The organism is Candidatus Nitrosopumilus salarius BD31 (assembly GCF_000242875.2).
Lineage (GTDB): Archaea > Thermoproteota > Nitrososphaeria > Nitrososphaerales > Nitrosopumilaceae > Nitrosopumilus > Nitrosopumilus salarius.
The window spans coordinates 1-1,272 of sequence record NZ_AEXL02000077.1 but is presented as its reverse complement, the minus strand read 5'-3'; the positions used below and the strand labels follow the sequence as shown (position 1 = coordinate 1,272).

General features: G+C 34.3%; 3 protein-coding genes. 1 reads left to right on the top strand and 2 read right to left on the bottom strand.

Features of this window, described 5'->3' with window-relative positions:
• A partial coding sequence (locus BD31_RS03710; protein ID WP_008298748.1) for a radical SAM protein occupies positions 1–545 on the top strand: 545 nt, incomplete at its 5' end.
• On the opposite strand, the gene BD31_RS03705 is transcribed toward BD31_RS03710, so the two are convergent.
• Positions 542–994: a hypothetical protein gene (locus BD31_RS03705; protein WP_008298752.1), complete on the bottom strand. Its 453-nt coding sequence runs from the start codon at positions 992–994 to the stop codon at positions 542–544. The genes BD31_RS03710 and BD31_RS03705 overlap by 4 nt on opposite strands.
• 39 nt (positions 995–1,033) lie before the next feature.
• Positions 1,034–1,272: hypothetical protein (locus BD31_RS03700; protein ID WP_008298750.1), on the bottom strand; the 239-nt coding region annotated here is incomplete at its 5' end.

Here is a 1,272-nt window from a genome sequence, read left to right as displayed (position 1 = left end):
CTCCTGAAGAACTAAAGAGAATGAATGAAGCCGGATTGGATATGTTCTATTTGGGAATAGAGAGTGGTTCAGATACGGTTCTAAAAAAAGTAACAAAGGGAGCGGTTGCAAAAACAATTATCAAATCAGTCAACAAGGCAAAAGAAGCTGGATATGTGATGTCTTGCATGGTAATTTTGGGGCTTGGTGGAAAAAAATATTCCAAAGAACACATCAAAGGAACTGCTGAAGTAATTAGTGCTTGTTCACCAAACTATGTAGGGGCTTTAACGCTATATCTAGAAAATGGAATTAAACAAGAGTTTTTAGAAAAATATCAAGGTGAATTTGTTAGAATTAATGATGATGAATCATTAGATGAACTTCATGACTTGATAAGCAAGATAGACACCAAAGATGAGATTGTGTTTAGAGCAAATCATGGCTCAAATGCATACACCGTCAAAGGTACTTTTCCGCAGGACAAGCAAGATATGATAGACAAAGTAGAATGGATGAAACAACACCCAGAGATTATGCGTCCACAGGGATTACGTGGATTCTAAATCACACTATTTTGATTTAGATATACAACTTTGAAGATTACAACTGAATAATCTCCATTAAAAATTTTGGTCGTCACTCCATTATCAGAATTTAAAACTCGGAATTTGTATTCGTAATCACCATCAGCTTTTACATCTGTCTGAGCGAAATGAACAGCACCATTGTTTTTGTAAATTTGAATTATGACAGGATATCCTGCAACATGATTTGAAATGTTTCCTTCAACAAAGGCCCATGGTAATGTGTTAGATTCAGGGGCATGAAAGAAAATAGTTGATTTTTCAAGTCCAATTTTTCCATCTAGTGGAATGATTTCGGTTTGTGGTTCATGTGTATGACTGTTAATTGCTATTTGACCAGAATGGGGATGTGCATATGCCGAGTTCATTGAAAATGATAAAAGAACAGTCAAAGTCAAAATGCTGCAAAATAAAATTAATTTACTCATACCAAAGTCAGTTCAGTCACTAATTTAAGAATTTTCAGATTAAAGATTTTCTATTACATCTTTGAGGTTTTCAGGTAGTTCAGGCAATTCAGTATGACTTTCATTGTTTTGAAGTATTTCAGGTCCAATTCGACGAACTCTTTGCGTTCCAATAAGGGTATCAATGTTTCTTTGAATGTCTTTTTCAGATAATATGGTCTTTAGTTTCTCAGTAACAGTATCTTCATTTTCATATTTTTTTATCCCGTACTGAACAAGGATGGTTTTTTCTTCAGGAG